This is a genomic window from Brevibacterium sp. SMBL_HHYL_HB1 (genome assembly GCF_018208375.1).
Lineage (GTDB): Bacteria > Actinomycetota > Actinomycetes > Actinomycetales > Brevibacteriaceae > Brevibacterium > Brevibacterium intestinavium.
On sequence record NZ_CP062936.1, the window covers coordinates 3,170,151 to 3,192,235 of the forward strand.

The following is a 22,085-nucleotide window of genomic DNA, read 5'->3' on the forward strand; positions in this document are numbered from 1 at the left end:
CTCAGCCCTTCTTCCGTGCACGCATGAGGAGAGCGACGAACACTGCGGCACCGACGACTCCGAGGATGAGAGACACCGGCACCTCGAACGGCATGACGATGATGCGGCCGATGAGATCGCAGACCGTGACGATCGCGATGCCCAGCAGACACACCCACGGCAGGTTGCTGCGCAGATCGTCGCCGCGCAGCATCGACACGATGTTGGGCACGATGAGTCCGAGGAACGGCAGGTTGCCGACGACGACGGTGACGACTCCCGTGGCGATGGCCACGAGGATCGTGCCGATGAGGATGATCCGGTTGTAGTTGAGGCCGACGTTCGTCGCGATCTCCTTGCCCAGGCCGGCGACGGTGAAGCGATCGGCGGTGACGAACACGGCGACGACGACGAGGGCGACGATCCACAGCACCTCGTACTGTCCGCGCAGGATCGAGGTGAAGCTGCCGGCGAACCAGATGCCCAGGCTCTGGAGCATGTCCGTCTGGACGGCCACGAAGGTCGAGATCGCCCCGACCACCGCTCCGAGCATGATGCCGATGATCGGCACGATGAGCGAGGACTTGAGCGAGACGCGGCGGAGGAAGAGGAAGAAGATGATGGTGCCGATGAACGCGGCGATGATCGCTCCGATCATCCGCGCGAGGATCGAGGCGTCGGGATAGACGATGACGGTGAGCATGAGACCGAGCCCGGCCCATTCCGTCGTACCCGTCGTCGTCGGCTCGACGAAGCGGTTCTGAGTCAGCAGCTGCATGACGAGCCCGCACATCGCCATCGCCGCGCCCGCAAGGACGAGGGCGATGGTGCGCGGGACACGGGTGATCTGGAACATCTCTGCCCCGCCGTCACCGCCGAAGATGTCGTAGACACCGGTCAGCAGCGAGGCGGCGAGCAGGGCCAGGACACCGAGGACGCTGAGCAGGAACTTCCAGTTCAGCAGCTGTCCCACCAGCGCCGAGGCGGGTTCCCCGGCGTCGGTTTCGCCGGCTCTGCGCCCGGCGGGCCGGCCCCGCCGAACCCCCGGGGCGGCAAGGGCGCCGGAGGTGCGGGATCCGTCTTCGGCGGGGGGCGCTGATCGGTCGGCCGATTCGGTGATGGACGTGCGACTGCCGGCACCGGGTTGACCGGTGCCGGCAGTGCGGCGTAGTGCTCGTGTCATGCGCTGGTGCGGACCTTACTTGTCTTCGAGCTTGTCAGCGAAGGTGTTGAAGAACTCGGTGTAGGTCTGGATTCCCTCATTGAGGTAGGTGTCCTCGGGGAAGTAGACGATGTTGTCGTCCTCGATCGCGGGGACGTTCTTCAGCGCTTCCGAGTCCTCGAGGACCTCTGCTGCGGGGGCCGAGCCCTCGTCGCGGTCCTCGGGGGCGAAGGAGGCGTCACGGTCCATGACGATCATGAGCTCGGGGTTCGAATCGGCGATGGCCTCGACCGAGACGTCGTCGCCCTGGTGGTCCTCACTGCTTTCTTCGACCTCGAGGGCCGGGTTCAGATCGAGGATGTCGAAGACCGGTCCGACGGTCCGGCCGACCGAGGGCGCGGAGTAGCCGATGTCACCGGCCGAAGTGATCAGCCCCATGGCCTTGTCCTCGCCGTTGTAGGCCTCGCGGGCGCGCTCGATCGAGGCGTCGAAGTCCTCGATGAGCTCATTCGCCTCGTCCTGCTTGTCGAAGACCTCGCCGAGGACGGTCGTCTGGCGCTTGAGCTCCTCGTCGAAGTCCTCATCGTCGCGAGGATCGAGTTCGAGGATGGTCGCATCCGGCGCCAGCTTGGCCAGGTCGTCGTGGTACTGGGAGAAGCGCTGGCCGTTGACGATGAGGTCGGGCTCGGCCTCGACGACCTTCTCGAGGTCGGGCTCGCGGTGGGAGCCGAGGTCGAGGATCGAGTCGTCCTCGGTGTAGCTGAGGTCGTCGGGCATGAGCGAGACGGCACCGGCACTGAGCTCGACGCCCCAGGTGTCGAGAGTCTCGAAGGTGCGGTTGTCATTGGCGACGACGGACTCGGGAGGGCTGGCGACGGTCTGTGTGCCGTTGTTGTCCTCGACCTCGATGGTGCTGCCGGAGCCTTCGGCGCTGGCCTGGCTCTCATCGGAGCCGGACGAGCCGCAGCCCGCCAGGGTGAGGGCAAAGACGCCGGCCAGAGCGCTGAGCTGTAGACGTGACGAAACCATAGGGAACCTACTTCCTGCAATCTTCGGGTTGGAGAAGCATGTACACACTCTGGCAATTAGCTTAGCCTAGGCTTCATAAATAAAGTCAAAAAAGTGTTTCGTTATCCACGTCACATTCACTGCGGTTGTGATCGAAAGCGCAGCCGAACGGCCGCAGTCCGGCTTGCACAGGCGCGGTCCGGTTTGCACAGGCGCGGCCCGAGGCTGCGGGCGCAGGTGAACGCGGGCCGGAGTCTCCGCGCGAGCCGGAGCCCTGGGAGGGCGGTACCTCCGCACGGGCCGGAGCCCTGGAGGGGCGGGCACCGGTCTGGGCCCGGGCAGTCGACCGGCCCGACTGCCCTCAAGCCCTCACAGGGCCGCTGGAGGACAGGCTTCAGATCGCAGCGATGAGTCGTTCGACCTCGGCCTGGGTGGCGGCCGCGGCGGTCGGTCCGCCTCCGCCTCCGCGCACGACCTTGATGCCGGCCTCCTCGGCGATGATCGCTCCGCCGGCATAGTCGTAGATCCCCAGTCCGCGTTCGGCATAGCTGTTGACCTTGCCCTCGGCCACCATGCACAGATCCACGGAGGCGGCCCCGCAGCGGCGGATGTCGTCGTAGCCGTCCATCAGGTTCTCGAGTTTCGCCAGCTGCGGCCCGCGATTGCTGCCGGTGTAGGCGAAACCCGTGGCGAGCAGCCGTCCGGACAGTCCGGCGGGCGTTCCGTGCAGACGCTGCGCCGGAAGCGATTCGGAGCCCACGCGACCCTCGACGCGATACGAGCCGAGCCCTTCAGCGCCGAGCCACGTCGCATTCAGGCCGGGAGAGGCCACCAGGCCGAACAGCCAGCGTCGCCGGTCGGGCCGCCCAGCGGGTGTCCCCTCTCCCCCGACTGCCTCTCCCCCGGCCTCATGCGAACCGTCCGGCGCGGGCAGGCAGACACCGACGGAGAAGGCATGGTGTTCGATGCCGCGGACATAGTTGACAGTCCCGTCGATCGGGTCGACGTGCCACTCGAGGCGCGAGCCCGGCTCGCTCTGCTCGACGAGCCTGCCGACCTCCTGATCGAAGCAGCTGAGTTCGGCCAGGAACTCCTCCGGAAAGAACTCGACCGGGTCGAGAGCGGCCGCGCCCTCTTCTCCGACCATGAGGTCATTCGGCCTGACCTCTGCGAGAAAGCCCCGAACGAGGGACTCGATCTGCGCATCGGCGAGAGTGACCAGGTCATTCGGCGAGGACTTCGTATCGACCACGGACTCATCGAGGCTCGCACCCAGGGATCCGCGCCAGGCGGTCATCTGCTCCCACGCCATGGCGGATAAGTCAGAGGCGATGCGCAGCAGAGGCAGATCGGCGATCTCAGTGGGCAGGAAATCAGACTCAGGACTCATACCGCCACTCTAGACACCGCTGCCACCACACCGGCGGACCGGTCTGCTGGGCGGACGCCGGCACCCCGACCACTCGGCGGCCTCGCGGCACCCCGCCGTCCAGGCCACATCGGTCACAAGCACCCGGGCCGCCTCTGTAACAAGACTGCAATACTGCGCCGAGTATGTACTTTTTGTATCTAAGCCGCCCGACGCCGGCTGACGACCACGATTCTTCGACAATTCAGCGCACTCGGAGGACGCCTGGGGATACTGTTCACGATTGCCTGGAACCGAACTTTCACGAGCACGGATCCGCGCATTCGGAGCGAGGTTTCTCTGCCGGCTGCGCAAACCCGTCCGCGCGATTATGCACCCACCGGGCGCTTTAAGCACTCAATAAGATCTCTTGTTATAGAACAGTGATGGAAATCGACCACCGAACGGTCGGCGAACACCCATGGAACGCACAAGGGCGGTGACCCATGTCGTTCATGGATCACCGCCCCGGGCAGTCGCGGGAAGGGCGAACACTCCAGAGAGCGGACGAGACCGGTTCGACCTCGTCTCCTCGGGGTCAGACCGGGTCTGCGACTCCCGCTTTCGGTTCGCTGCGCTTCACCGGTCCGTGCCTGCGCACGATCTCCTGCACGGCCTGCGAGGAGGTTCCGGCAGCCTCGGCGATCGCTCCGAAGGTCGCCCCCTCTTCGCGCGCACGCAGAATGGCCATCACGTAGTCCGTGTTGATTTTCGATCGCTGACGAGCGACCTTTCTGACAACACCGACTAATGCCGTCTGATCAACTGTCAATTCACGAGCTCGACGCGACATGGTTTCTTCCCTTGCATTTGTGCTGTGGCCCGTTGCCACGAATTGGTGTAGTCCCATTAGATACCACGAATATGTCAATACACCAAGAATTCCCGGATATTGGAATCAATGGCACCGCTGGGCGCCGTTCTGAGCTTGTCGCATAACGAATCGATAACGTTCGCGGGTGTTGAGGATGACTGCGCACGGCCCGCAGCGCTCAACACGAGTGCCGCCGAGCGCGGGGCCCCGGGACTGCCGGGAGAGGGGCTCGATACTCCGCCGACCCAAGTGGCACAATGCGGACATGACGACAATGGCCCATCCCACAGGCGCGAATCGGGCGACCGTCGATGATGACGAGTCCACGACGACGCTGCCCACCACACTCGCGGCCGAGTTCCGTGCCGCAGGCATCCGCGACTTCAGCATCGAGGGCACCGAGCGAGCCGCCTTCTCCTCCGACGCCTCTCTCTTCCGACTCGTCCCCGCCGCGATCGCCTTCCCATACGACGAGGACGAAGTGCGTCGCATCCTCACCATCGCCCGCCGCCTCGGGGTGTCGATCACCAGCCGCGGGGCCGGGACCTCGATCGCCGGCAACGCGATCGGCCGCGGCATCGTCATCGACTTCTCCCGCCATATGAATGCCGTCGTCGATCTCGACCCGGCCGAGCAGTCGGCCTGGGTCGAGGCCGGCTGCATCCACGCCGACCTGCAGAAGAGAGCCAAGCCGCACGGTCTGCGCTTCGGCCCCGACCCGTCCACGCATACGCGCTGCACGATCGGCGGGATGATCGGCAACAACGCCTGCGGCCCTCGGGCCATGGGCTACGGGCGCACCGGCGACAACATCCTCGCGCTGAAGGTCATGCTCGTCGACGGCACCGTCGTCACCCTCGATGACACGGACAGCTCCGAGACCTTCCCCCGACTCCACGAACTGATCGCGAAGAATCTCGGAACCGTCCGGACCCACTTCGGCACGTTCTCCCGCCAGGTCTCCGGGTACGGGCTCGAATCCCTGCTGCCGGAGAACGGCTTCGATCTGCGGCGCGCCTTCGCCGGCACCGAGGGCACCTGGGGCATCGTCCTGGCCGCGAAGATGCGCCTGGTCAAGGACCCGAGCTTCACCTCGGCGGTGGTGCTCGGCTACGAGGACATGGTCGCTGCCGCCCACGACGCTCCGCTTTTGAAGGACTTCCCCGTCGCCGCCTGCGAGGGCCTCGACTCACGCATGCTCGCCCGCGTCATCGACACCAAGGGCGCCGAGGCGATCCCGTCCCTGCCCGAAGGCGCCGGATGGCTCGTCGTCGAACTCACCGGTGAGGACGAGCCCGAGCTCGAGCGGGAGACCCAGCGGCTCATCTCCGAATCGAAGTCGCTGGACTCCGCGGTCCTCGACGCCGCGGCCGCCGCCGAGGTGTGGGCCATCCGCGCCGACGGCGCCGGCCTCGTCTCCCGTACCCCCGACGGCCGCGACGCCCACGCCGGATGGGAGGATTCGGCGGTTCCGGTCGACCACCTCGGCGATTATCTGCATGACCTCATGGATCTGCTCGACGAGCACGGCCTGTGGGCCATCCCCTATGGACACTTCGGTGACGGCTGCCTGCACATGCGTGTGGACTTCCCGCTCGAGGCTCCGAACGGGCAGCAGGTGATGCGCGACTTCATGGTCGCGGCGACCAAGCTCGTGGCGCGCTACGGCGGTTCGGTCTCCGGTGAGCACGGGGACGGTCGGGCGCGCTCAGAGCTGCTCAGCCTCATGTACCCGCCCGCGGCGCTCGATCTGTTCACTCAGGTCAAACGCCTGTTCGACCCGCAGCATCTGCTCAATCCCGGAGTCATCGTCGATCCCGACGCGCTCGACGAATCCGTCCGGCTGACTCAGCTGCCCCTGCGCCAGGAGCTGCCCGGGAAGCTGGCCATGGCCTACCAGGGCGAGTCCGCCGGCTTCGTCTCAGCGGTGCACCGGTGCACCGGGATCGGCAAGTGCCGGGCGGACACGGCCGCGGCCGGCGACATCATGTGCCCGTCCTACCAGGCCACCCGCGATGAGCGGCATTCGACGAGGGGGCGCGCCCGGGTGCTGCAGGAGATGGTGTCCGGGGACCTGCTCGAACCGCGGTGGGACTCCCCCGAGGTCCACGAGGCGCTCGACCTGTGCCTGTCGTGCAAGGCCTGCGGCACCGAGTGCCCGACCGGGACGGATATGTCCACCTACAAGGCCGAGGTCCTCTACCAGTCGTATCGGGGCAAGCTGCGGCCGATGGCGCATTACGTCCTCGGCTTCCTTCCGCAGCTGGCTCGGCTGTCGACTCCCATGGCGCCGGTGGTCAACCGGATCTCGCGGCTGCCCGGGTTCGGGCAGCTGGCGAAGCGGATCGGCGGCATCGATGCCCGCCGGTCGATCCCGCAGTTCGCTGCCACGACCTTCCGCAAGTGGTGGACGACCACCGCCGAGGCGGCTCCGCGTTCGAATCGGTCACAGACCCCGCCGCCCGCCGAGGCGGGGGAACCGTCGGCGGGAACGCTGACGGGCGGGACCCGGAAGACGGACGAGGTCGTCCTGTTCGCCGATTCCTGGTCGAACCACTTCGCCCCGCGCATCCTCGCCGCGGCCGTGGCCGTGCTCGAACACGCCGGGGTGAGCGTGCGGGTGATCGATCAGACCGTGTGCTGCGGTCTGCCGCTGATCTCGACCGGTCAGCTCGACGTCGCCCGGGCGAACCTGTCGGAGACGATCACGGCTCTGGACGCCACCGGCGATGTGCCGATCGTCGGCGTCGAGCCCTCCTGCATCGCCACGATCAAGGACGATTCGGCCAAGCTCATCGCCGATGAGGCCTCGGCGAGGGTGGCCGACCGCGTGCAGACTCTGGCCCAGTACCTGCTGAGCATCGGTGCCGAACTGCCCGACCTGTCCGGCGTCGAAGCGCTCGTCCAGCCGCACTGCCACCAGTCGTCGATCTTCGGCAACGCCGCGGACAAGGAGCTGCTGGCCAGGGCGGGGGTCACCTCCCAGTTCCTCGGCGGGTGCTGCGGGCTGGCCGGGAACTTCGGCGTCGAACAGGGGCACTATGAGACCTCGGTCGCCGTCGCCGAGGTGGCCCTGCTGCCCGCCCTGCGCAAGCAGGCCGCCGCCCGGACGCGGTCCGAACAGGCACGTTCCCAGACCGCCGAGGCGGGGGCGGATGAGTCGCGCCTGCAGGTGGTGCTCGCCGACGGCTATTCGTGCCGGACTCAGATCACGGATCTCAGTGACGCCGAAAGTGTGTCATTGGCCGAACTGCTCGCCTGGGGTTGGGGGCTGGATCCGCGCCGTTGACGGGCACTCGAGAGCCGCCTCGGCGAGGGGCCCTCAGGCCTTGGCGGTCAGCACCGGGACTTCGGCCTCGAGGAGGATCCGCTGCGCCTGGGATCCGAGGATGAACTTCCCGATCGCCGAGCGTTTGCGCAGTCCGATGACGATGAGCTGGGCTTCGTATTCGACGGCCAGTTCGTTGAGAGTCCCGGGCAGGTCGTCCTCGTGGTCGGGCTGGAGCACCTCGACCTCGATGTCGGATTCCTTGCCGAGGTCGACGATTCGCTTGATCTCGTCCTCACCGATCTCGGTCGGGGTTCCGCTGGCACCTCGTCGCTGTGAATTGATCACGACGGCAGTGCTCGACCGCAGTTTGGCCTCCGCGAACCCCGCACGCAGAGCAGCCTCACCCTCAGGAGCGGGTAGGTAGCCAATGAGAATCGTCATGACTCCCAGTATATTGACAGGTGCCCGAAACATTCATTCCGGTCTCATCTCGGAGACAGCCGAGTCACCGTCCTTTGCCGGAATTCGCCGCCGTCGACTGCGCCCGCTGCGCCAGAGCCGCCATCTGATCGATCAGCTCAGGAGGGTCGATGATCTCGACCGGGACCGGGATCATGGCGAGATGGGTCGCCGCCGTGGCCAGATCGTCGATTCCGAAGGCGATGCGCACACCATCGGCCGCCTCGGTGATGGTCGCCGCTCGGGAGGAGAACCACTGACCGGCTTCGGCGACCGTCGACCGCATCCCGATGATGACGGTGTGCGAGTATGCGGCGGTGGTGACCGCGGAGCTCACGGCCGCCTCGGCGTCGGGGTGGGGCCGTGGAGAGAACTCGAGGGTCGTCGCGTGGACGTCGCTCATCCGGTCGAGCCGGAAGACCCTCCAGTCCCGGCGCACGAGATCCCAGGCGAAGAGATACCAGTGCGCGCCGAGGACGACGAGCTGGACCGGCTCGACCCGTCGGCTCTCGGTCGGCCTGCCGGTCTCGGCCGGGGCGACGGTCTGGCGTCCGCGCGGGGCGGCGGTTGCTGAGCGGGGCGAAGAACGGCCGCGTCCACGACGGTCGGGGACCGTATAGTCGAAGGTCGCCAGCGTCTGCCCGCTGATCGCCGAGGCGAGCGCGATGACCGAGGCGATGTCGATACCGGGCACGTTGCCCTGCGGCACGGACACCGCCGTGCCGATGTCGTTGAGGCTCCCGCGCATCTGAGCGGGCAGCATCTCACTGAGTTTGCGGGCCGCCGAGTCCGCATGCGGGGTGTTCAGCCCCGCCCCGCGCAGCAGGGCGAGACCGACGGCGGTGGCCAGCGCTTCACCCGATCCGAGTTGGAGCGGCGGCAGCATCGTCCGTGACTCCGCGCGGTAGCCGCCGGCCGTTCCCGGCACGGAGGCGATGATGTAGCCCAGGGCCCGGAGTTCGGCGATGTCACACCTGATCGTGCGCGCGGTGACCGCGAAGTCTGCGGCGAGTTCGGCGGCTGAAAAGGTCCGTCCGGAGGCGAAGGCGCTCAGCAGCGACAGCAGTCTGGCATTGCCCGGCATTCCCATCACCTTGACTCGCCCTTCGCCGGAGATCGCCTGCGATCGTTCGCCGATAAGGACAGTATATGTCCGCAATATGGCAGACGATGGGATCGATGGGGCGGAGCGACCGTCCCTCGCCGCCGATGACGGCGGTCGACGAACAGGAGAGACCATGCCCTTCTTCGCTCCTTCGGTCACGTCGGAGACCGACGCGGCCTTCAGCTTTCTGGCCCACCAGTGCGCGCAGCTCCGGGTGACGGCCCTGGGCCTGTCCGCTGAGCAGGCGCGGCGCGCTCCGACGGCCAGCCCGCTCAGCATCGCCGGGCTCCTCGCCCATGTCGCGCAGGTCGTCAACGGCTGGCTCCTGCAGGTCAAGGAACCCGAGCGCGTCATCGAATTCTCGGACTTCCCGGCGATCAACGCCGAGCTCGGACTCGACGGCATGTTCGATGGCACCGCCGTTCCCGACCGGCCGCTCGAGGACGTGGTGGCGGTCTTCGACAAGGCGGTGGCAGAGATCGAGGTCGCCCATCGGACCGTCGAGGACCGCGGGATCAGCCTGCGCACCGAGGTCAGCGTCCCGAGCAATCCGTGGATGCCGGCGGATTTCGTCATGACCGTCGGCTGGATCCTGTGGCACCTGGCCACCGAGGTCGCCCGTCATGCCGGACATGCCGACATCATCCGCGAGTCCATCGACGGGGCAATCGCCTATCAGCTCAACGCCGAAGCCGACGGCGAGGCCTGGCCGCCCGAGCATGCCGAGACGGTCGAGGGCAGCTGAGCCGCCGACGTCCTCACACACGCCGAAGGCGGTATTGCAGAGTATGCAATACCGCCTTCGGACAGACAGGGGCGCTCAGGCGACGAACACCTCGGCGTCGGTCTTCGACACCCTGTCGACCAGGTGATCGGTGTAGGCCGGCATGGTGAGGAATTCGGCGAAGGTCTCCCCCAGCGCCGAGGCGCGGAAGATCTCCACGGCCTCGTCGAAGTGGTCATCGGGACGACGCTCCATCGCCGCCAACTCCTCCCCGAGGTAGCGTTCGGCCAGATGAGGAGTCAGCTGCCGACCGTTGTCGAGGGTCACCTCGTGGTGGATCCACTGCCAGATCTGCGAGCGGCAGATCTCGGCGGTCGAGACGTCCTCGAGCTGGTTCTCCAACGCCACGTGCCCGTTGCCGCCGAGCCATTCGTTCATGTATCCGACGGCCACACGGATGTTCATCCGCACACCCTGTTCGGTGACGATCGGCTCGAGGCCGGTGATGTCGAGGATGTTCTCGCTGGTGACCTGCACGTCGGGGCGCTTGTTCTCCAGCTGGTGGGGACGCGATCCCAGTGCGGCGTCGAAGACAGCCAGCGCTGCCGGCACCAGGGCCGGGTCGGCGACCCAGGTGCCGTCGAAGCCCTGCCAGGCCTCGCGGGCCTTGTCCTCACGCATGCGTGCGAACTCGGCGGCCACGAAGGCCTCGTCCGGATGGTCGGCCATGAGGTTGGACATCGTGCCGATCGCATGCGCTCCGCGACGGTGGCAGGTGGCGACGAGGCGATCGGTGAAGGCCTTCATCAGCGGCAGATCCATCGTCAGGCGCTCCCGGTCGGGCAGAACGTAGTCGCTGGTGTTGCGCAGGTTCTTGACCACGGAGAACAGGTAGTCCCAGCCGGCGGCTTCGAGTCCGGCGCAGTGCTCGCGCAGCTCGAAGAGGATCTCCTCCATCTGGAACACCGCGGTGATGGTCTCGATGTGCGCGGTCGCCCGGATGGTGCCCTGCTCGATGCCGAGGCTGTTCTGGGCGTGGACGAAGATCTTGTTCCACAGCCGGGCCTCCTGCGAGGACTCGAGCTTCGGCAGGTAGAAGTACGGGCCGGAGCCGTGGCTGATGAGGTGGCGGGCGTTGTGGAAGAAGTACAGGCCGAAGTCGACGAGTGCTCCGGAGGTCGCGAACTCCTCGCCGTTGTCGTCGACGTAGAGCAGGTGCTTCTCCGGCAGGTGCCAGCCGCGGGGACGCAGTCCGATGGTCGGCTGGTTGTCATTGCTGACACCGGGCAGCTGGCCGCGGATGGCGCGGTAGAGGTTGAGCTGACCGCCGATGACATTGGCCCAGGTCGGGCTCGTGGCGTCTTCGAGATCGGCCAGCCACACCTTGGCCTGGGAGTTCAGGGCAGCCACGACTTCGGGTTCGGTCACGGGACCGGTGAGTTCGACGCGGCGGTCCTCGAGACCGGGAGCCCCGGCGGAGCCGGCGACGGTCCAGGACCGGTCGGCCCGGATGCGGGCGGTCTCGGGCTTGAACCGCGGCAGGGTCCCGCCGTTCATCTCGGCCGCACGGGCCCGGCGCGTGCGCAGCAGCTGGCTGATGGTGCCGGCGAACTCGTCGTGCAGAGTCGCGATGAACGTCAGTGCGGGCTCCGAGAGGACGGTGCCGAAGCCGGTTTCGAGCGGCGCGTTGATCTTGATGTAAGACATGGGCTTCTCCTCACCCGTCGTAGTGTGCTGCCTGGAATCTGTGGTGGTGCTGCGTGGAATCTGTGTGCCCGGCGGGCCGCCGAGTGCGGTGCTGGGTCCGGGATCGGATCCCGACCGGGGTTCATTCAGTCGTGTGTGGTGTGACGGCGCGGACCGACAATGCAAACCCCGTGAAAACATTGACGATCCGCGCCGAGTCCGTGGGGGCCGAGGACGTGCCGGGAAGGCGCGTGCCGCGGCCGGTCGGCTCAGCTGAACTGAGCGGTTTCGGTGGAGCCTTCCAGTGCGGTGGTCGACGAGTCCGGGTTGACCGCGGTCGAGACCAGGTCGAAGTATCCGGTGCCGACCTCGCGCTGGTGGCGGGTCGCGGTGTATCCGCGCTCCTCAGCGGCGAACTCGCGCTCCTGCAGGTCGACGTAGGCCTTCATCTGCTCGCGGGCGTAGCCGTGAGCCAGATCGAACATCGAGTAGTTGAGCGCGTGGAAGCCGGCCAGGGTGATGAACTGGAACTTGTAGCCCATGGCTCCGAGCTCGCGCTGGAACTTCGCGATGGTCGAGTCGTCGAGGTGCTTGCGCCAGTTGAACGACGGCGAGCAGTTGTAGGCCAGCATCTGGTCCGGGTGCTCGGCCTTGATCGCCTCGGCGAACTGCTTGGCCGCCTCGAGGTCGGGTGTCGAGGTCTCCATCCACAGCAGATCCGCGTAGGGAGCGTAGGACAGACCGCGGGCGATGCCGGCCTCGATGCCGTTGGTGATCTTGTAGAAGCCCTCGGCGGTGCGCTCACCGGTGACGAAGCGCTGATCGCGCTCGTCGATGTCCGAGGTCATCAGCGTGGCCGCCTCGGCGTCGGTGCGGGCGATGACGAGGCTGGGCACGTTCTCGACATCGGCAGCCAGCCGGGCCGCGTTCAGGGTGCGGATGTGCTGCGAGGTCGGAACCAGGACCTTGCCGCCGAGGTGGCCGCACTTCTTCTCGGAGCCGAGCTGGTCCTCGAAGTGGACGCCGGCCGCACCGGAGGCGATCATCGAGCGCATGAGCTCGTAGACGTTCAGCGTGCCGCCGAAGCCCGCCTCGGCGTCGGCGACGATCGGGGCGAACCAGTCGTCGACGTTCTTCTGTCCCTCGGAGGTCTCGATCTGGTCGGCGCGCATGAGCGCGTTGTTGATCCGACGCACGACCTGCGGCACCGAGTTGGCCGGGTAGATCGACTGGTCCGGGTAGGTCTGGCCGGCGGCGTTGGCATCGGCGGCGACCTGCCAGCCGGAGAGGTAGATGGCCTTGAGCCCGGCCTTGACCTGCTCGACGGCCTGGTTGCCGGTCAGCGCGCCGAGGGCGTTGACGTAGTCCTCGGTGTTGATGAGATCCCAGAGCCGCTCGGCACCGTGGCGGGCCAGCGTGTGCTCCTCGATCAGCGAACCGCGCAGTTTGACGACATCCTCGGGCTCGTAGTCACGAGCGATTCCCGACCAGCGGGCGTTGGTCGCCCAGTCGCGGCGGATGGCCTCAGCATCGTGCAGGTTGCTCTGCGTGGTGGTCTCAGTCATTGTCCTTCTCTCCTCGTCGTTCGGGGTTGATGTATTCATTCTGTGGGGGCCGCAAGAGCTGTGGTAGGGGATTTTCTGATGAATAACCTCGATATTTCCGGTTCAAGAAAATTCGCGCTTCTGTCATACTGGTTTGCACGAAAGTGAACTGGCACACAGAACCGATTGGAGCGGCCTTGGTCAGCATCGAAGCGGAAGTCGAGAGCGGCGAGCAGCAGACGGATACTCTGAGCATCGGCAGAAGAATACGATTTTTTCGCAAACAGCGGGGTCTGACGCTGAACGAGCTGGGGCAGGAAGTGGGGCGTGCGGCCTCGCAGATCTCGACGATCGAGAACGGCAAGAGAGAAACTTCTGTCACGCTCCTGGCCACGATCGCCAAGGCGCTGAGGACCGATGTCGCCGACCTCATCGACCCCACCCCGATCGACGACCGTCAGGCCCTCGAACTCGAGGCCGAACGCAATCAGGCCTCGCCCATGTACTCTTCCCTGGGGCTGCCGCAGGTACGCATCAAATCCCTGCCGTCCGATGCGCTCGAGGCGATCGTGGGGCTGCAGCGCCAGCTCGGTGAGGTCCTCGAACGCCGTGCGGCCACCCCCGAGGAGGCGCGCCGGGCCAATCGCGAGCTGCGGGACCGGATGCGGGAGAAGAACAACTACTTCGCCGAGCTCGAGTCCACCGCCGCCGAGCTGCTCGACCTCGTCGGCTACGAATCGGGCACGGTCTCGCAGCGGCAGACAGCGCTCATCGCCGAGAAGCTCGGTTTCAGCCTCCACTACGTCTCGGATCTGCCGGAATCGACCCGGTCGATCTCGGACACCGCGAACAAGCGGCTCTACCTGCCCAACGCCGATGCGGCCTTCGACCCGCGCTCCCACCTGCTGATGAGTCTGGCCCCGCACGTGCTCGGCTACGACTCGCCGAAGGACTTCCACGAGTTCCTCCAGCAGCGCGTCGAGGCGAACTATCTGGCCGCGGCGATCCTGCTGCCCGAATCGACGGCCGTGCCGATGCTCGAGGAGGAGAAGAGGAAGCGCGTGCTCTCCGTCGAGCATCTGCGCGATATGTTCAGTGTCGGCTACGAGATGGCCGCGCACCGGTTCACGAACCTCGCCACCGAGCACCTCGGTCTGCCCGTCCACTTCATGAAGGTCCACAACTCCGGCACGATCCACAAGGCGTACTCGAACGACGGTCTGCCCTTCCCCACCGATCCGCTCGGCGCGATCGAGGGGCAGTTCGCGTGCAAGCGCTTCACCTCACGCACGGTCTTCCGCGTCGCCGACCGGTTCAGCCCGTACTACCAGTACACCGACACTCCGCAGGGCTCGTTCTGGTGCACCGCCCGCGTGCTGCCCGGAGGCGACTTCGCCATCAGCGTCGGAGTGCCGTTCGCCCATGTGCGCTGGTTCGAGGGCAGGGAGTCACAGATCCGGTCGAAGTCCGAGTGCCCCGATCCGGCCTGCTGCCGGCAGGCGCCGGCCGACCTGGCGGCGAAGTGGGAGGACCAGGCGCTGCCTTCGGCGCGGATGCACGCCTCGCTGCTGGCCGCGGTGCCGCCGGGTGCGGTGCCCGGCGTCGACGACACCGAGGTCTACGAATTCCTCGAACGTCACTCGGACTGAGACGCGGGGGTTCCGTGACCGAGCGGCGTGGGCTCTCCTCGGCGAAGAGACGCGGGAGCTCCGTGACCGAGGGCCTCGCGGAGGCGGCCGAGCAGGAGATCGCGCCACCACAGGTATTCGTGCCCGCCCACGAATGACCGGGCCTCGACCTCAAGTCCGCGGTCGGCGAACTCGGCGATCGTCTCGGCGACCGAATCCGCGATCACCGGTTCCAGGACGCCGTAGTCGATGACGAGGTCCGGCACGGTCGCGTCAGTGGAGTCCGCATCGGGCAGGTGGTCCCAGATTCTGCGCCCGGCGGCGTCGGTCTGCCAGAACGACGGGGACAGGCAGATCCCGCGGAAGCGCTGCGGATGGCGCAGCGCGAAGTAGGCCGCGGCCAACCCGCCGTAGGAGGCTCCGGCGACGAGGGCCCGGACTCCGCGGTCGGGCGCGATGCTTGCGACAAGGTCGAGCACGTCGTCGCAGAAGTCCGGATTCATCACGAGATCGTCCGCACGCAGATTGCCCGCGCTCGGAGCGGGCGGTCGCGGACTCCCGGTCCTCGCATCCCCCGCGTTCGGGGCGGGGGCTCGCGATTCGCCGTCGGGAACCTCGGCGGTGCCCGGGCCAGCGTCGGCAACCTCGGTCTCGGCGTGCTCGTGGTCGATCGCGATGACGGTCGAGGGCGGAGAGTCGAATTCGTCGATCGCTGCCAGCAGTCCGCCGTCGACGAATCCTCGTCCGTCGAAGACGACGAGCACCGGCGCCGAGGCGACCGCCCGGTTCGGACGGTGGATCCAGATCCGCCTCGGCGAGGAATCGAGGGTGACGATGCGCTCTGCGACGTCGTCGGAGCCGATTTCGGGACCGGAGGTCCAGGGCAGCCGACCGCCGTCGATGCGCGGTGGGGCCTCGGGCGGGGCCCAAACGGGCGGTGGGGCGTCGGGGGCGGCGACGGCGAGGGTGGCGATGCCGTGCATATTGCGCACCGTCGACAGGCCGGGATGGCGGGTCGGGACGAACGATCCTTCGAGTGCCGCGAGCCAGGTGGGCCGGTCGGCGGACTGCAGTCCCGCGGGCACGGCCATGAAGTGGAGGCCGCCGCGGAACCCGCGGGGCACGTCGAGGTCGATCGCGAATCCGCCGCCGCTCGGGCCCTCGTAACGGGTCATGATCCCGCGGGCGACGTCGGTGCGGCCGGCGATGCCGTTGAGGTCGGCGAACAGGGACTGCCCGTCCCCGGGTCGACGGTCGGTGGGAATGTCCTCTTCGGCCACGACGATGCCCAGTCTCCACAGGTCGCGCTCGGCGTCGAGGGTCCATGTGCACAGCTCGGTTGTCTCGCCCGTCTGCCCGTGCCCGTTCATCGGGTGAAGCCGTCCACGGCCTGGTCGACGACGGCCTCGGCGATGGCCAGCGCCGAGGTGGCTCCCCACTTCGGGACGGCCCTGACCACGGTCAGCCTGCCGCGCGTGGTCGTCTTCAGATCGTCGATGAGCTCGCCGTCATCGTTCATCGCCTGCGCACGGACTCCGCGGGGTCCCTGCTCAATGGATTCGGCGTCGAGTTCGGGCACGAATCTGCGCACCCCGTCGACGAAGGCGGACTTGCTCACCACGGTCTTCACCCCGCGGGCGGCCGTCTTCGCGGTCTGCGCGGCGAACTTCCAGAACCCCTTGAACCGGGCGGTCGACCCGATGTCGCCGAGGTCGAATCCGCGGCGTTCATAGGCCTCCCGGCCGAGGGCGACGAAGGTGTTGGGGCCCAGGACGAGCGAATCGTCGAGGCCGCGGATGATCGAGGTTTCGGCGAAGGGCGCCAGCGGGTCGGGCACGGAGCCGATGATGCCGCGGACCGCCTCGGCGCCGGTCGTCGACGCCGTGTAGTAGTCGCAGGTGAACGGCACGATCCGCGGCTGCGCATCCAGTCCGGCGGCGGTCGCGAGCCGGTCGGCCTGCAGGCCGGCGCAGACGATGACGAGGTCGAAGGTGCCCAGGATCTCCTCGGCCGAGGGCTCCTCGCGGGCCGGGCCACGAGTGTGCGGCTGGCCGGGGTCGCGGTCGTTGTGGGTCGAGCCTCGTTCCTGCGGGCGGGCGGGGCCGCGCGTGTCCGAACCGCGCGACCATGAGCTCGTCAGCTTCTCCGTCCATTCGCCGATCGTCGTCTCGGCCTGTTTGAACCAGTCCTGCTCACCGAAGCGATCGCGCAGCTCATCGCCGAGGCCGATGACCGGGTCCCGGGTCTCGTTCCCCCGGTAGGTCCGAGGCCGTTCGTATCCCTGATGCTCACGCTCACCCGCGCCGTCGGCGTCGGCTCCTCGGCCGGGCCCGGCTCCCTCACCGGAGTCCGCGTCCTGATCATCGGGACCGGAGTCCGCACCCCGCTCTTCGGGACCGGACGCCGCCGGCAGCGTGCGTCCGCGCAGCCGGACCTCATTGCTCATGACGTCGAATCCGGTCACCTCGGTGCTCAGGCGAATCCTGCCTCCGTCGGCGCGCACATCGGAGGCGAGCTCTTCGGTCAGCGCCGCGAAGTCCGCGACGGCGGCATGGGGTGAGAACAGCCCGAGGACGCCTCTGGCCGCGGGTTCGACAGCGCGGACCTCCTGCCTTTCGAGCAGTCGCACCCCGGGGATCCCATTGTCCTCGGCCTGGGCGAAGAGCTGTTCGAGCCGCTCCGCCTCGTCGGTGTCCTGGGCGATCAGCAGCTGCCCGCACTCCCGGTAGGCGACGCCGCGTTCGGCCATATAGGGGATGAGCAGCTGCACACCTCGGCGGGCGAGCGCGGCCGCGGTGGAACCGGGCGTCTGTTCGAGCCCGGAGTCGACGATGCCGGAGGTGTGTCCGCTCTGGTGCGCGGCGACGGTCTCGGCCTTGTCGAAGACGGTGACCTCGGCAGCCGGGAGCCTGTTCGTGACTTCGCGGGCTGCGGCGACGCCGAGGACACCGGCACCGACGACGGCCACTCGTGAAATACTCATACAGCAATCTTGGCACCGTTCGGGATGAAGGAGAAGCATGACGACCGTCTTGGATTGGCCGGGCAAAGCCCGGGCCTTCGCCCTCGGTCGTCGCCTCCTCGACGGGCCGCAGACGCGCCTCGGCGACGGGAGCACGCCCTATCTGCCCGACCCGCGCGAGAACCTGCTGGTCGTCGGGGATAATCTGCCAGCGCTGACCGCGATGCTGGCCACGCACCGCCGGCGCGTCAAGGTCGTCTACATCGATCCGCCCTACAACACGGGCAATGCGCACACGTACAAGGACCATGGGCACGATCACGCCAGTTGGCTGTCCTTCATGGCGCCGAGGCTGCTGCTCGCCCGCGAACTCATGCGCGACGACGGGGTGCTCTTCCTCCACCTCGATGACAAGGAGAGCGCGTGGGCGCAGCTGCTCGGCCACGAGATCTTCGGCGAGGACAATTCGCTGGGCACGCTCATCCATCAGCGCGCCAAGGGCGGGGGCAATGCGCCGTCCTTCGTGCGCGGGCACGACTACGTCCACGTCTGGGGGCGGGACGCGAACCGGGTGGGGCCGTTCCTGACGGAGAAGAAGTCACCGGCCAAACTCGAGATCATCGACGGCAGGCGGATGCTCGTGGAGACCGATGTGCTGCGGGCCGGATTCGGTCGGTACGCGCGCGGGTCCGAGCGGCGGCTGATGTACGAGGACATCCTCGCGGTCAAGGGGGCGAAGAAGCTCGCCGAGGTGGACGCGAAGCTGGCCGCGGGCGAATACATCCTGCGGCCCTGGGGCGATGCGGGCAAGCACGCGGTGGTGCGGGTGACGCCGGCGGAGAAGGCGAGTTCGAAGATGTACTCGATCATCAAGGCACTCGGCGGGCAGAACGACCTCGAGCCGCTGGGCCTGGGCGGAGTGTTCAGCTATCCGAAGCCGGTCGAGCTGGTCAAGGCGCTCGTGACCTCGCAGACGTTCTTCGACCCCGAGGCCATCGTCCTCGACTTCTTCGCCGGCTCCGGGACCACGGCGCAGGCAGTGATGGAGGCCAACGAGCGGGACGGCGGGTCACGGTCGTTCGTGCTCGTCCAGACCCCGGAGCCGCTGCGGTCGAAGAACGCCCGCGCCGTGGTCGCCGAGCGGGGCGGGAGCGCACGCGCGGACGGCAGCCAGGCCGAGGAAAGCGGGAGCGCACGCGCGCACGAGGGCCGGGCCGAGGACACCGAATTCCCCGCGATCAGCGACCTCACCGCCGAACGCATCCGTCGTGCCGCCGAAATCCACTCCCCCGGGCTGCGCTTCACCCGACTCGACGTCGTCGAGGACGAATAGGCCGCGACAAGCCTCAAGTGCTTTCCTGCGCGGCGTTTGTGGTCACTCCGCCGAGGCGGTTGTCCCGATTTTCCGGATTCGCCTCGGCGGAGTGACCACAAACGGCTGGGTTCCCGGGCCGGGCATCACCGCCACCAGGACTCGAACCCCGCGAGTTCCTCGTCGAGGGTCTCCCGCGCCGAGGCGGCGCTGCGCTCATCGAGCATGACCTCCTGCGCCAGCCCCTTCGCCATGGCGATCATCCGCATCGCCCACCGCCGGATGTCGGCATCGTCGGCACCGGCCGCCGCCCTGCGGCAATGACGAGCGGCCAAGTCGAGGGTTCCCCGATCGATAGCACGGATGATCTCACCGATCTCCCGGTCCATCACGGCCCTGGCGACGTACGTGTACCACACGGACGCCCCGATACGCATGGCCTCACCTGCAGGGATGAACGCAAAGAAGAACTCTCGCAGGCGGTCCATCGCGCGCTCGTACCCAGCAGATCCCTCCTCGGCGCTCGCGTCACCCTCCGCACCAGCATCACCGCCGACCGCCTCGGCGCTCGCGTCGCCCTCCGCACCAGCATCACCGCCGACCGCCTCGGCGCTCGCGTCACCATCTCCCGGCTCGGGGGCCTCGGCACCGGCGGCGATCTGTCGGCAGCCTTCGAGGACGAGCTCACGTCGGGAGGGGAAATAGTGCTGCACACGGCCGATGGAGATTCCGGCCGCCTCAGCGACGGAGCGGAAGGACACCGCGTCGATTCCCCTGAGGTAGATAACCTGCCAGAGGGCGTGGACGATCTCGGTGCGACGCTGAGCATGATCGACGATCTTCGGCATACCCCTCACTTTACAATACGATCAACTTGCATCACTATTGCAATATGAACGTACTGCCATTGAGTGATGGGGGCATCACGGTTCGGCAGCTGTCGAAGAGCTACGGCGGCCACCGCGTCGTCGATGATGTCAGCTTCGACGTCCCGCCCGGGCAGGTCACGGGTTTCCTCGGCCCCAACGGAGCCGGCAAGTCGACGACACTGCAGATGATCCTCGGACTCGCCTCCCCCGACCGCGGCTTCGCGACCGTTGACGGCCGACGACTGCTTGAGCACGTTGAGCCCGGCCGAGTGGTCGGAGCATTCCTCGGTGCCGACCGCATGCTGCCGGGACTGAGCGCCCGGGGCCACCTCGGCTGGATTGCGAAGGCGACGGCAACCACCGTCGACCGGATCGACGAGATGCTCGAGCTCGTGAGCCTGACTCACGCGCAGTCGCGCCGCGTCTCACAGCTGTCCCTGGGCATGCGGCAGCGGCTCGGGATCGCTGCCGCGCTGCTGACCGACCCGCAGGTGCTCATCCTCGACGAACCGCTCAACGGTCTCGATCCCGAGGGAATCACCTGGCTGAGAGCCCTCCTGGCCGACTTCGCCGGCCAGGGCAGGACGGTCTTCCTCTCCAGCCACCTGCTCCGGGAGATGGAACTCATCGCCGGCCACGTCGTCATCATCGGCAACGGTGAGATCATCGCCGATCTCCCCTTGGAAGAGCTGCGGCAGGAATCCGCGGCACGCATCCGAGTGCAGGGACCGGACCTGCACCCCCTCCTCCACCACCTGTGGAAAGAAGGGGCAGCGGTCGAGGTCGATGAGACCGGCACTTGCGCGGCGATCATCGCGCGCGAACCGCGCGAGATCTTCGGACTCTGCGTCCGCCTCGGCGTCGAGCTCACCGAACTCACCACGGAGGAACGCGACCTCGAAGACATCTTCATGACGCTGACGGTCCCGACCGGCACCCGCCCGGCAGCCGGCCCGGAAACCCGCCCGGCAGTCTGTCCGGCAACCGGCTCGGCGGTCCGTCCGGCAACTCGCCCGGCAACCGGATCGCCGTCGACGCACACGACGGAAGCGGGACCGCGATGACGACCATCGCGTCGAATATGCCTGCCGCCGAGTGGGCGAAGCTTCGGGATCTGCCCCGGTCGCGGCAGCTGCTGATCACCACGATCGCAGCGGCCGCGGCCACAGCGGTGGTGCTCGTGCTGACCTTCCCCGCCACCCGGGGAACCGCACTCTCGGCCGCCACCGCCGAGGAGGTGCTGTCGACAAGCGTCCTCGGAATCGACGCCGCCGCAGCAGTCCTCGTCGTCCTCGCAGCATGGTTCACCGGAGTCGAATTCCGCACCGGCGCAATCACCGAGAGCCTGCTGCGCACCCGTCACAGATCACGTATCGTCGCGGCCAAGTCCCTGGTGATCGCCGTCATCACCGCAGTCGCGGGGATCCTCGCCGCCGTTGTCGTCACGGCGGCGGGGATCATCCTCGCAGCAGCTGCCGCGCAGACCGGCTGGGGGCAGGCCCTGACCGTCGCGGGCAGCGTCGATCACGTCCGTCTGGCACTCGGCAGCGTTCTCCTTCCCGTGGTCTTCTCGCTCCTCGCGGTGTTCGGCGCGGTCGGCTTCCGGTCGGTCGCCGGCGGCGTCCTGACTCCGCTCGCGTTCCTGCTCGGGTCGATGCTGGCGGGCTGGCTTCCGACGAGCCTGGCCTCGGTCCTCCAACCGCTGCTCCCCTTGGCCGCCGTCCACAGTCTCAGCGGCGTCGCCGAGGTGGACGGAACCGAATACATCGGCGAGCTCCCGGCGCTCGTCCTCCTCGTGCTGTGGGTGGCCGGTGCAGCGATCTTCGCCGTCTGGCGGCTGCGGCGGCAGGACTTCTGAATCGCGAGACCAGCCGAGAACAGAGCTGCCGACGAAAGGCGAGGATCGGTCACCTCGTCGATCCGGTGCTCACACCTGCCTCAGTCCGTCCTGCCCGTTGCGGGCGATGAGGCAGTTTTGGGAAATGAGACTGTGCGTGCAGACTGCTGGACTCCTCAGGTGGCATTCGGGTCGGAATCGTAGGCTCGGAGATGAGACCGACGTCCACGTCGAGAGCACGATCGACGCGACACGGCTGAGATGCTCGCCCCGAGCATCGCACGTCCTCGCGTGGTGCCTGCTCTCATGTGTCCGGG

Annotated in this window: 17 protein-coding genes; 6 read left to right on the forward strand and 11 right to left on the reverse strand. The window is 67.5% G+C overall.

Going from position 1 to position 22,085, the window contains the following annotated elements:
* Nucleotide 1 precedes the first annotated feature (1 nt).
* The 4 genes from IG171_RS14605 to IG171_RS14620 all read right to left on the reverse strand — a co-directional run bounded on the left by IG171_RS14605 (nt 2) and on the right by IG171_RS14620 (nt 4,248).
* Nucleotides 2-1,162, reverse strand: coding sequence for an iron chelate uptake ABC transporter family permease subunit (locus tag IG171_RS14605; protein ID WP_349252121.1), 1,161 nt, complete (start codon nt 1,160-1,162; stop codon nt 2-4).
* A gap of 15 nt (nt 1,163-1,177) precedes the next feature.
* Entirely contained in the window at nt 1,178-2,170 is a 993-nt protein-coding gene (locus tag IG171_RS14610) for an ABC transporter substrate-binding protein (RefSeq protein ID WP_212128105.1), read from the reverse strand.
* Between the two features lie 373 nt (nt 2,171-2,543).
* Nucleotides 2,544-3,539 (reverse strand): inositol monophosphatase family protein, encoded by a 996-nt coding sequence (locus tag IG171_RS14615; protein ID WP_212128106.1) that lies wholly within the window; start codon nt 3,537-3,539, stop codon nt 2,544-2,546.
* A 556-nt stretch (nt 3,540-4,095) separates the two neighbouring features.
* A complete protein-coding gene (locus IG171_RS14620; RefSeq protein ID WP_162835613.1) occupies nt 4,096-4,248 on the reverse strand; it encodes a hypothetical protein in 153 nt (50 codons plus the stop codon).
* Nucleotides 4,249-4,636: 388 nt separating this feature from the next.
* Here IG171_RS14620 and IG171_RS14625 point away from each other — a divergent pair, with 388 nt between their 5' ends.
* Nucleotides 4,637-7,660 carry an FAD-binding and (Fe-S)-binding domain-containing protein gene (locus IG171_RS14625; RefSeq protein WP_249203722.1) on the forward strand — a complete coding sequence of 1,008 codons (3,024 nt, stop codon included), beginning with the start codon at nt 4,637-4,639 and terminating at the stop codon, nt 7,658-7,660.
* Nucleotides 7,661-7,693: 33 nt separating this feature from the next.
* On the opposite strand, the gene IG171_RS14630 is transcribed toward IG171_RS14625, so the two are convergent.
* Both IG171_RS14630 and IG171_RS14635 read right to left on the reverse strand, forming a co-directional pair.
* Entirely contained in the window at nt 7,694-8,083 is a 390-nt protein-coding gene (locus IG171_RS14630; RefSeq protein WP_212128107.1) for a universal stress protein, read from the reverse strand.
* 64 nt (nt 8,084-8,147) lie between these two features.
* Nucleotides 8,148-9,185, reverse strand: a complete 1,038-nt coding sequence (locus IG171_RS14635) for a WYL domain-containing protein (protein ID WP_212128108.1) — start codon at nt 9,183-9,185, stop codon at nt 8,148-8,150.
* 76 nt (nt 9,186-9,261) lie between these two features.
* Between IG171_RS14635 and IG171_RS14640 the strand changes: the two genes are divergently transcribed.
* The gene (locus IG171_RS14640; protein ID WP_249203723.1) at nt 9,262-9,951 is read left to right on the forward strand and encodes a DUF664 domain-containing protein; all 690 of its coding nucleotides are present in this window, start codon (nt 9,262-9,264) and stop codon (nt 9,949-9,951) included.
* Between the two features lie 75 nt (nt 9,952-10,026).
* On the opposite strand, the gene aceB is transcribed toward IG171_RS14640, so the two are convergent.
* Both aceB and aceA read right to left on the reverse strand, forming a co-directional pair.
* Entirely contained in the window at nt 10,027-11,637 is a 1,611-nt protein-coding gene (aceB, locus tag IG171_RS14645; protein ID WP_212128109.1) for a malate synthase A, read from the reverse strand.
* Nucleotides 11,638-11,885: 248 nt separating this feature from the next.
* Entirely contained in the window at nt 11,886-13,181 is a 1,296-nt protein-coding gene (aceA, locus tag IG171_RS14650) for an isocitrate lyase (RefSeq protein WP_212128110.1), read from the reverse strand.
* A 176-nt stretch (nt 13,182-13,357) separates the two neighbouring features.
* Between aceA and IG171_RS14655 the strand changes: the two genes are divergently transcribed.
* Nucleotides 13,358-14,809, forward strand: a complete 1,452-nt coding sequence (locus IG171_RS14655; RefSeq protein WP_249203724.1) for an XRE family transcriptional regulator — start codon at nt 13,358-13,360, stop codon at nt 14,807-14,809.
* On the opposite strand, the gene IG171_RS14660 is transcribed toward IG171_RS14655, so the two are convergent.
* Nucleotides 14,797-16,158, reverse strand: coding sequence for an alpha/beta hydrolase-fold protein (locus IG171_RS14660; RefSeq protein WP_212128111.1), 1,362 nt, complete (start codon nt 16,156-16,158; stop codon nt 14,797-14,799). The genes IG171_RS14655 and IG171_RS14660 overlap by 13 nt on opposite strands.
* Nucleotides 16,155-17,771, reverse strand: a complete 1,617-nt coding sequence (locus IG171_RS14665) for an FAD-dependent oxidoreductase (RefSeq protein ID WP_249203725.1) — start codon at nt 17,769-17,771, stop codon at nt 16,155-16,157. The genes IG171_RS14660 and IG171_RS14665 overlap by 4 nt, the downstream gene beginning before the upstream one ends.
* Nucleotides 17,772-17,808: 37 nt before the next feature.
* Between IG171_RS14665 and IG171_RS14670 the strand changes: the two genes are divergently transcribed.
* Nucleotides 17,809-19,083, forward strand: coding sequence for a site-specific DNA-methyltransferase (locus IG171_RS14670; protein ID WP_212128112.1), 1,275 nt, complete (start codon nt 17,809-17,811; stop codon nt 19,081-19,083).
* A gap of 125 nt (nt 19,084-19,208) precedes the next feature.
* Here IG171_RS14670 and IG171_RS14675 read toward each other — a convergent pair whose 3' ends face one another.
* The gene (locus IG171_RS14675) at nt 19,209-19,910 is read right to left on the reverse strand and encodes a TetR/AcrR family transcriptional regulator (RefSeq protein WP_212128113.1); all 702 of its coding nucleotides are present in this window, start codon (nt 19,908-19,910) and stop codon (nt 19,209-19,211) included.
* A gap of 44 nt (nt 19,911-19,954) precedes the next feature.
* Between IG171_RS14675 and IG171_RS14680 the strand changes: the two genes are divergently transcribed.
* Together IG171_RS14680 and IG171_RS14685 are read left to right on the forward strand one after the other, a co-directional pair.
* Nucleotides 19,955-20,995, forward strand: a complete 1,041-nt coding sequence (locus IG171_RS14680) for an ATP-binding cassette domain-containing protein (protein ID WP_212128114.1) — start codon at nt 19,955-19,957, stop codon at nt 20,993-20,995.
* On the forward strand, nt 20,992-21,789 hold the full coding sequence (locus IG171_RS14685; RefSeq protein WP_212128115.1) for a hypothetical protein: 798 nt from the start codon (nt 20,992-20,994) through the stop codon (nt 21,787-21,789). The genes IG171_RS14680 and IG171_RS14685 overlap by 4 nt, the downstream gene beginning before the upstream one ends.
* Nucleotides 21,790-22,085: the final 296 nt, after the last annotated feature.

Bases quoted from the DNA above. Each gene is read 5' to 3' on its own strand.
- IG171_RS14605 (WP_349252121.1), bottom strand. From the start codon at position 1,162: ATGACACGAGCACTACGCCGCACTGCCGGCACCGGTCAACCCGGTGCC.
- IG171_RS14610 (WP_212128105.1), bottom strand. From the start codon at position 2,170: ATGGTTTCGTCACGTCTACAGCTCAGCGCTCTGGCCGGCGTCTTTGCC.
- IG171_RS14615 (WP_212128106.1), bottom strand. From the start codon at position 3,539: ATGAGTCCTGAGTCTGATTTCCTGCCCACTGAGATCGCCGATCTGCCT.
- IG171_RS14620 (WP_162835613.1), bottom strand. From the start codon at position 4,248: ATGGCCATTCTGCGTGCGCGCGAAGAGGGGGCGACCTTCGGAGCGATC.
- IG171_RS14625 (WP_249203722.1), top strand. From the start codon at position 4,637: ATGACGACAATGGCCCATCCCACAGGCGCGAATCGGGCGACCGTCGAT.
- IG171_RS14630 (WP_212128107.1), bottom strand. From the start codon at position 8,083: ATGACGATTCTCATTGGCTACCTACCCGCTCCTGAGGGTGAGGCTGCT.
- IG171_RS14635 (WP_212128108.1), bottom strand. From the start codon at position 9,185: ATGCCGGGCAATGCCAGACTGCTGTCGCTGCTGAGCGCCTTCGCCTCC.
- IG171_RS14640 (WP_249203723.1), top strand. From the start codon at position 9,262: ATGGCAGACGATGGGATCGATGGGGCGGAGCGACCGTCCCTCGCCGCC.
- aceB (WP_212128109.1), bottom strand. From the start codon at position 11,637: ATGTCTTACATCAAGATCAACGCGCCGCTCGAAACCGGCTTCGGCACC.
- aceA (WP_212128110.1), bottom strand. From the start codon at position 13,181: ATGACTGAGACCACCACGCAGAGCAACCTGCACGATGCTGAGGCCATC.
- IG171_RS14660 (WP_212128111.1), bottom strand. From the start codon at position 16,158: ATGAACGGGCACGGGCAGACGGGCGAGACAACCGAGCTGTGCACATGG.
- IG171_RS14665 (WP_249203725.1), bottom strand. From the start codon at position 17,771: ATGAGTATTTCACGAGTGGCCGTCGTCGGTGCCGGTGTCCTCGGCGTC.
- IG171_RS14670 (WP_212128112.1), top strand. From the start codon at position 17,809: ATGACGACCGTCTTGGATTGGCCGGGCAAAGCCCGGGCCTTCGCCCTC.
- IG171_RS14675 (WP_212128113.1), bottom strand. From the start codon at position 19,910: ATGCCGAAGATCGTCGATCATGCTCAGCGTCGCACCGAGATCGTCCAC.
- IG171_RS14680 (WP_212128114.1), top strand. From the start codon at position 19,955: ATGAACGTACTGCCATTGAGTGATGGGGGCATCACGGTTCGGCAGCTG.
- IG171_RS14685 (WP_212128115.1), top strand. From the start codon at position 20,992: ATGACGACCATCGCGTCGAATATGCCTGCCGCCGAGTGGGCGAAGCTT.